We start from the raw sequence: 7,323 nt of genomic DNA on the forward strand, positions 1-7,323 counted from the left end.
GGGCTGAACCATGGCGAATACGATTGAAGTCAAAGTCCCCGACATCGGCGGTTACGACGATGTGCCGGTCATCGAGATCCTGGTCGCGGTCGGCGACACGGTGAAGAAGGACCAGGGCCTGGTCACGCTGGAATCGGACAAGGCCACGATGGAAGTGCCGTCCTCGGCGGCCGGCGTGATCAGGGAACTGAAGGTCAAGCTGGGCGATACCCTGTCCGAGGGCAGCGTGGTGGCGGTGCTGGAAGTCGAGGGCGCCGCCGTGGCACCGTCCGCGCCCGCCGCCCCTCCGGCCGCGCCACCAGCCAAGGCGACCGCGCCCGCCGCTCCGTCCGCTCCCGCGCCAGCGGCGGGCGGCACCCTGGAAGCGAAGGTGCCGGACATCGGCGGCTACAACGACGTGCCGGTGATCGAAATCCTGGTCGCGGTCGGCGACACGGTGAAGAAGGACCAGGGCCTGGTCACGCTGGAATCGGACAAGGCCACGATGGAAGTGCCTTCGCCGGCCGCCGGCGTGGTGAAGGAACTGAAGGTCAAGCTGGGTGACACCCTGTCCGAAGGCAGCGTGGTGGCCGTGCTGGAAAGCGGCGACGCCGCGCCGGCCGCCACCGCCGCGCCGGCCAGCAAGCCGCCGGTCACGCCGTCGCATCGCGCGCCGGCCGAACCGGCCGCGCCCAAGCCCGCGCTGGGTACCGGCAGGCAAGCCGACATCGAATGCCGCATGGTGGTGATCGGTTCCGGTCCCGGCGGCTACACCGCCGCGTTCCGCGCCGCCGACGTCGGCCTGGACACCGTGCTGGTGGAGCGCTACGAATCGCTGGGCGGCGTCTGCCTCAATGTCGGCTGCATCCCGTCCAAGGCGCTGCTGCACGCCGCCGCGCTGATCGATGAAACCGCGCATTCGGCCGACATCGGCATCGAGTTCGCCAAGCCGAAGATCGATCTCGACAAGCTGCGTGACTTCAAGCAGAACCGCGTGGTCGGCCAGTTCACCAAGGGCCTGGCCGGCATGGCCAGGCAGCGCAAGGTGCGCACGGTGCAGGGCGTGGCGAAGTTCGTTTCGCCGCACGAACTGGAAATCACCGGCAGCGACGGCAAGACCCAGCTGCTGCGCTTCGAGAACTGCATCATCGCCGCCGGTTCGCAGGCGGTGAAGCTGCCCAACTTCCCGTGGGACGATCCGCGGGTGATGGATTCCACCGACGCGCTGGCGCTGCAGGAAGTGCCGAAGAAGCTGCTGGTGGTCGGCGGCGGCATCATCGGCCTGGAAATGGCGACGGTGTACCGCGCGCTGGGCAGCGAAGTCACCGTGGTCGAGTTCATGGACCAGCTGATGCCCGGCGCCGACAAGGACCTGGTCAAGCCGCTGGCCGACCGCCTGAAGAAGCAGGGCGTGGCCGTGCACCTGAAGACCAAGGCGGCCAAGGTCGAAGCTTCCAAGAAGGGCATCACGGTCTCGTTCGAGAGCGCCACCGAAGGCCAGAAGCCGGAGCTGGAATCCGGCACCTGGGATCGCGTGCTGGTCGCGGTGGGCCGCTCGCCCAACGGCGGCAAGCTGGACGCCGACAAGGCCGGCGTGACCGTCACCGATCGCGGCTTCATCCCGGTGGATCGGCAGATGCGCACCAACGTGCCGCACATCTTCGCCATCGGCGATCTGGTCGGCCAGCCGATGCTGGCGCACAAGGCCACCCACGAAGGCAAGCTGGCGGCGGAAGTGGCCGCGGGCGAGAAGAAGGAATGGGTCGCGCGGGTGATCCCTTCGGTGGCCTACACCGATCCGGAAATCGCCTGGGTCGGCGTCACCGAAACCGAAGCCAAGGCCAAGGGCCTGAAGGTCGGCGTGGGCAAGTTCCCGTGGGTGGCATCGGCGCGCGCGGTCGGCATCGGTCGCGGCGAGGGTTCCACCAAGCTGATCTTCGATGAGGAAACCCATCGCATCATCGGTGGCGGCATCGTCGGCGTGCATGCTGGCGATCTGATCAGCGAAGTCGCGCTGGCAATCGAGATGGGTGCCGAAGCCGGCGACATCGGCAGCACCATCCATCCGCACCCGACGCTCAGCGAGACGGTGGCGATGGCGGCCGAAGTCTACGAAGGCACCATCACCGATCTGTACATTCCGAAGAAGAAGTAAGCCGTTTCCGCAATGCGCGCAGAGGAACCGCCCCCCGTGGGCGGTTTCTTTTTTGGCATCGCCATCCCGGGCGTCTAGAATCGATCTGGTGTTCCCGCATGCCGGCAGGAAAGGTTCGAAGATGCTCCAGCGTTGTTTCGCCGTCACCGTGCTGCTGGTGTCGATGCAGGCCGCCATGGCCGCCGACGATCCACGGGAACAAGCCGCCTACGCGAAATGCCCCGGTGCGGCGGCCTTCGTCCGCGCGCATCCGGCGCCACCGCCGCCGGAGATGGCCGATCCCGCCGCGCGACTGGCGGATCTGCGAATCGAACTGTTGCGCATGCAGGCCCGTGACCAGGAAGTCCGCAAAGGCGACTGGTCGCAGGAGGAAATACGGGAAATGATGGAAGTCGATGCCGCGCACCTGCCGCGCATCAAGCAGATGGTCGCCGAGCATGGATTTCCCACCGCGGAATTGGTGGGGCGTGATGGCGTCGATGCCGCCTGGCTGCTGGTGCAGCATGCCGACGCCGATCCGGCCTTCCAGGAACAGGTACTGGCGGCGATCACGCCACGGGTGGAGCGCGGCGAGATCTCCCGCCACCAGTTCATCCTGTTGACCGATCGCGTGCTGGCCGGGCAGGGCAAGCCGCAGCGCTATGGCAGCCAGTTGCTCGCGCAGGCGGGGCAGTGGGTGCCCAAGCCGATCGAGGCGCCGGAAGCCGAAGTCGACCAGCGTCGCGAGGCCATGGGCGACATGCCGCTGGCCGACTACATCTGCATGGCCACCCAGATGTTTCCGCCGCCGCCCCCGTAGCGCCGGGCTTGCTGGCCCGCGTGGCCTGGCATGGAGGTCACTGCTGGCGGAGCAAGCCCGGGTCCACGGTCACGCGGGGATGGCGGTGCCGGCGCGCTCGGCACGGCGACGTTCGATCCGCTTCCAGACCTTTTCATGGAAGTGGAAGACCACCGTATTGCAGGCCGGCTCGACCAAGGCCAGCGCGCCGCCGACCAGCCAACTGCCGGTGAACGCCCAGCCGACCAGGAAGGCCACCGAAAAGTGCAGTGCGGCAAAGGAAAGCGTCTTGGTCACGGGGATCCTCAGGGCATGAATGAGACTGATTCTCATTATGGGGGCGAAGGGTCCCGAGTCCAATGACTCTTTCCTGCCTTTTCGATAGCCCCTGCCTATACACCTAGAACGCCAGCGTCACGCCGGCTATTGGTCCCTTGAACCGCTGATCCAGCCCCAGCAGCCCGTCACTGCCGGCGCGCTCGACATCCAGCTTGAACCAGTCATAGCCGGCGAACAGGCCGAAATGCGGGGTGAAGCGGTATTCGACCAGGGCATTGGCGCGGGTGATGCTGCCGTCGTAGTCGCCGAAATCGCCCCAGCCCGCATCCAGGTACTGGCCCTGCAGGTTGAACAGCCACTTCTCGTTGGGCGTGGCGGTCAGCCGCAGGCCCACCACCGGCGCGTAACCATCGTCGCTGCTGCGGGTTTCGTAGCGGTTCTCGCCGGCTTCCGCGTACAGGCGGCCCTCCAGCTTGGCCCATTCGGCGCCGATCTGCAGGCCAAGATTGAATTTCTCCGTATCGACCACCGCGTAGTCGTACATCAGGCTGGCCAACTGGAACTTGGCCTTGCCCTTGGCGAAGCTGCCGGCGGGAATGGTGATGTCGTCATACGACAGATCCTGCCCGAGCGTCGCGCGGCGATCCTTGTCGTACTGGAAGTAGTCGAAGATCAGCCGGTGGCGTTGGCCCATCCGGAACACGCCGTCGATGCGCGGGACCAGTTCCTTGCCGCCGAAATCGAAGTCCTGCGAGAACCGCAGGTCCTGGCCCTGGAACGTGGTGCGCCCGCTGAGCACGCCATCGGCGTCCACGTCCATCGCGCCCAGTCGAAGGGTGAAGCGGTCCGCCTCCTGCGCGTGCGCTGGTGGCAGGCCGGCCACGCCAAGTACGCACAGCAAGGGGAGGGAAGTCCGAAGTTTCATGCCCGTGTCTCCTGACGGTGAACAGGCTTTCCACCCTCGGCGCCATCCCGTGGACGCGGAGTGAAACCGCGATTATCGCCTCGTGAAAATACCGACCCCGGAAAGGGCGAAGCCCCGGGCCAGGAGCCTCGGGGCTTCTAAAAGGTCTGCTCGGAGCATCGGACGAGGAAGTTGGTCGCAGACCTTGCAAGGGGAACTGACCCAAGGCATTCGTCAAAGTTCCGCAAAAATTGCGATAAAAATATGAACAGGGGGCGGGCCAGCCGGACCCGGCCGCCGGCACTGGAAACGTTTACCGCCAGACACCGCGGCCCGGGGCATCCGCAGCCGCATATAGGCACAACTTTGCGACCTTCGGCGGTTGTCCCGCAAAATGCGCCCCTGCTATACTTTTGCGGCTCGGCGAGGCGCTCCCAGGCCTTGTTCCCGCCACACGAACCCCGTAGGACCTACCGTGCTGAATTCCGTCGCTGCGGGCCGGCGGCTGGCATTGCGCGCAACGGCTTTCCAGCTGGGTGCGGTGCTGCTGGTCGCGATGGCCTTCCTGCTCTGGGGAAAATCCCAGGCGCTGGCGGCCGCGGTAGGGGGGCTGGCGATGGTGGCAGGGGGATGGTTCGCCGCCCGGCTCGCATTCGGCGCCGGGGTTACCGGTGCCGGGACCGCGATGATGCGGTTGCTGACCGGGATGTTGATCAAGTGGGTCACGGTTGTTGTGGTGCTGCTGCTGGGCATCGGAGTGTGGAAGCTTCCGCCTCTGGCCCTGATAGCCGGCACGCTGACCGGGATGGCGGCACAGGCGCTGGCGATGGCCAGGCTCCGATAAAGAATTCTTATTAGCAGGATCTAGGGCACATGGCGGGCGAGGAAACACTGACACCCACCGGTTATATCCAGCACCACCTCCACAACCTGACGTTCCAGGTTCAGGAAGGCGGGTTCTGGGCCATCCACATGGACACCATCATCACCTCGGTGCTGATGGGCCTGTTGATGGTCTTCATGTTCTGGCTGGCCACCCGCAAGGCGACCTCGGGCGTCCCGGGCAAATGGCAGGCCTTCGTCGAAATCATGCTCGAGTTCGTCGACAAGCAGGCGCGCGACACCTACCACGGCACCAGCAAGCTGGTGACGCCGATCGCGATCACGCTGTTCTTCTGGATCCTGTTGATGAACCTGCTGAAGATGATTCCGGCGGATTTCATCGCGCTCCCGCTGGAAATGCTGGGCGTTCCATACTGGAAGCCGGTCCCGACCGCGGACGTCAATGCCACCCTGGGCATGTCGATCAGCGTGTTCTTCCTGATGCTGTTCTTCGCGCTGCGCTCCAAGGGTCCGATCGGCTTCACCAAGGAATTCCTGACCGCGCCGTTCGGCAAGTGGATGCTGCCGTTCAACCTCATCCTCAACATCGTCGAATGGCTGAGCAAGCCGATCTCGCTGGCCATGCGACTGTTCGGCAACATGTTCGGCGGCGAGATCGTGTTCCTGCTGATCTGGGTGCTCGGCGGCGCCGGCATCGTCGGCGCGCTCGCGGGCGGCGCCTTCGGCCTCGGCTGGATGCTGTTCCACCTGCTGGTCATCCCGCTGCAGGCCTTCATCTTCATGATGCTGTCGATCGTGTACCTGAGCCTGTCGGAAGACAGCCACTGATTTCGCTTCACCCTTTGCACCTTAAACATTCCACCCTTTAGCAATTTAGTTCCGGAGAAAACCATGGAAACCGTTCTGACCACCCTCGCTCAAGTTCAGGCCTCCACCGTCCTCGCTATCGGCATCATGATCGGCCTGGCCGCTCTGGGCGCGGGTCTGGGCCTGGCCATCATGGCCGGCAAGTTCCTGGAGTCGGCCGCGCGCCAGCCGGAACTGATCCCGGTCCTGCAGGTCCGCATGTTCATCACCGCCGGCCTGATCGACGCCGCGTTCATCATCAGCGTCGCCGTGGGCCTGCTGTTCGCCTTCGCCAACCCGCTGGCCACCGCGTTCACCGAGCAGCTGGCCAAGCTGGCCGGCGGCTGATCAGCGGTTTCTGAGTGCGGGCAACGGCCATCCGGATGCCCGCAACGAAGATAGAAGGGTGGGGAAACCGCGTGTTTCCCGCCCATCACCACTGGCAGAGCTAAACCCATGAACATCGGTCTGACCCTATTTGCCCAGGCGCTGGCGTTTGCCGGTTTGATCTGGATCATCGCGACCAAGATCTGGCCGCCGCTGCTGAACGCGATCGAAGAGCGTCAAAAGAAGATCGCCGAAGGCCTGGCTGCCGCGGATCGCAGCCAGCGCGAACTCGCGGTGGCCGAAGAGAAGGTCAACGAGGCCCTGAAGGAAGCCCGCGTCAAGGCGAACGAAATCATCGATCAGGCGCACGCCCGTGCCAACCAGATCGTCGATGCCGCCAAGAACGAGGCGATTGCCGAAGCCAACCGCCAGAAGGCGCTGGCCGAAGCCGAGATCGAGGCCGCCGCGACCCGCGCCCGCGAGGACCTGCGCAAGCAGGTGTCCACGTTGGCCGTGACCGGTGCCGAGAAGCTGCTGCGCCGCGAAATCGATGCCAACGCCCACAAGGCGCTGCTCGATGAACTGGCCGCAGAGATCTGACGGGACCGCTGAACGATGAGCCAGGCCCTAACCGTCGCCCGTCCCTACGCCCGCGCCGCGTTCGCCGCCGCGCGTGACGAAAGCGCCCTCGCCGCGTGGTCCGACGCGCTCGGCTTTGCCGCGCGCGTCGCCGCCGATCCGCGGGTCGCCGCCCTGCTGCCCAACCCGGAACTGCCGCAGGCCCAGGCGGTCGCGCTGCTGGCTCCGGAAGGCGCCAGCGAATCGTTCGCCCGCTTCCTGTCGCTGCTGGCCGAGGCCCATCGCCTGCCGCAGCTGCCGGAAGTCGCCGCGCTGTTCGAGGAACTGCGTGCCGAGGCCGAGCATGTCGTCCGCGCCAAGGTCACCTCGGCGGTGGCGTTGCCGGCCGGCGAGCTGGACGCGATCAAGGTCGCGTTGAAGAAGCGCCTGGGTCGCGACGTCGTGGTGGAGACCGCCATCGACGAATCGCTGATCGGCGGCGCGGTGATCGACGCGGGTGAAGTGGTCATCGACGGCTCGCTCAAGGGCAAGCTGTCGCGCCTGCAGACCGCGCTCACGCACTGACAAGAAACGTAGGGTGGGGCGGGGGCCCCCCCACACAAAGGGGGGGCGGGGGCCCCCCCACAAGACACA

9 protein-coding genes are annotated in these 7,323 nt (G+C 65.8%); 7 read left to right on the plus strand and 2 right to left on the minus strand.

From position 1 onward, the window contains the following. The first annotated feature begins 10 nt into the window (after positions 1 to 10). Positions 11 to 2,134, plus strand: a complete 2,124-nt coding sequence (gene lpdA / locus AC3DE2_RS00120) for a dihydrolipoyl dehydrogenase (protein WP_488424518.1) — start codon at positions 11 to 13, stop codon at positions 2,132 to 2,134. Between the two features lie 121 nt (positions 2,135 to 2,255). Then, positions 2,256 to 2,933 (plus strand): DUF6624 domain-containing protein, encoded by a 678-nt coding sequence (locus AC3DE2_RS00125; protein ID WP_488424519.1) that lies wholly within the window; start codon positions 2,256 to 2,258, stop codon positions 2,931 to 2,933. Between the two features lie 69 nt (positions 2,934 to 3,002). Here the strand turns inward: AC3DE2_RS00125 and AC3DE2_RS00130 are convergent, their stop codons facing one another. Then, a complete protein-coding gene (locus AC3DE2_RS00130) occupies positions 3,003 to 3,209 on the minus strand; it encodes a DUF2061 domain-containing protein (protein ID WP_488424520.1) in 207 nt (68 codons plus the stop codon). A gap of 103 nt (positions 3,210 to 3,312) precedes the next feature. Further along, positions 3,313 to 4,116, minus strand: a complete 804-nt coding sequence (locus tag AC3DE2_RS00135; RefSeq protein ID WP_488424521.1) for a hypothetical protein — start codon at positions 4,114 to 4,116, stop codon at positions 3,313 to 3,315. 454 nt (positions 4,117 to 4,570) lie between these two features. Between AC3DE2_RS00135 and AC3DE2_RS00140 the strand changes: the two genes are divergently transcribed. From AC3DE2_RS00140 to AC3DE2_RS00160, 5 genes are all read left to right on the plus strand, one after another. After that, a complete protein-coding gene (locus tag AC3DE2_RS00140) occupies positions 4,571 to 4,939 on the plus strand; it encodes a hypothetical protein (RefSeq protein WP_488424522.1) in 369 nt (122 codons plus the stop codon). A gap of 29 nt (positions 4,940 to 4,968) precedes the next feature. Continuing rightward, a complete protein-coding gene (gene atpB / locus AC3DE2_RS00145; protein WP_295377014.1) occupies positions 4,969 to 5,766 on the plus strand; it encodes a F0F1 ATP synthase subunit A in 798 nt (265 codons plus the stop codon). 63 nt (positions 5,767 to 5,829) lie between these two features. Continuing rightward, positions 5,830 to 6,132: a F0F1 ATP synthase subunit C gene (atpE, locus tag AC3DE2_RS00150; protein ID WP_141454326.1), complete on the plus strand. Its 303-nt coding sequence runs from the start codon at positions 5,830 to 5,832 to the stop codon at positions 6,130 to 6,132. A gap of 108 nt (positions 6,133 to 6,240) precedes the next feature. Further along, entirely contained in the window at positions 6,241 to 6,711 is a 471-nt protein-coding gene (locus tag AC3DE2_RS00155) for a F0F1 ATP synthase subunit B (RefSeq protein ID WP_295377011.1), read from the plus strand. 15 nt (positions 6,712 to 6,726) lie between these two features. After that, positions 6,727 to 7,254, plus strand: coding sequence for a F0F1 ATP synthase subunit delta (locus AC3DE2_RS00160; protein WP_488424523.1), 528 nt, complete (start codon positions 6,727 to 6,729; stop codon positions 7,252 to 7,254). Positions 7,255 to 7,323: the final 69 nt, after the last annotated feature.

This window comes from Pseudoxanthomonas sp. 68-E7 (assembly GCF_057773145.1).

What these genes read in the sequence shown, in the direction of transcription:
- lpdA (WP_488424518.1), top strand. Translation starts at nt 11, where the DNA reads ATGGCGAATACGATTGAAGTCAAAGTCCCCGACATCGGCGGTTACGAC.
- AC3DE2_RS00125 (WP_488424519.1), top strand. Translation starts at nt 2,256, where the DNA reads ATGCTCCAGCGTTGTTTCGCCGTCACCGTGCTGCTGGTGTCGATGCAG.
- AC3DE2_RS00135 (WP_488424521.1), bottom strand. Translation starts at nt 4,116, where the DNA reads ATGAAACTTCGGACTTCCCTCCCCTTGCTGTGCGTACTTGGCGTGGCC.
- atpB (WP_295377014.1), top strand. Translation starts at nt 4,969, where the DNA reads ATGGCGGGCGAGGAAACACTGACACCCACCGGTTATATCCAGCACCAC.
- atpE (WP_141454326.1), top strand. Translation starts at nt 5,830, where the DNA reads ATGGAAACCGTTCTGACCACCCTCGCTCAAGTTCAGGCCTCCACCGTC.
- AC3DE2_RS00155 (WP_295377011.1), top strand. Translation starts at nt 6,241, where the DNA reads ATGAACATCGGTCTGACCCTATTTGCCCAGGCGCTGGCGTTTGCCGGT.
- AC3DE2_RS00160 (WP_488424523.1), top strand. Translation starts at nt 6,727, where the DNA reads ATGAGCCAGGCCCTAACCGTCGCCCGTCCCTACGCCCGCGCCGCGTTC.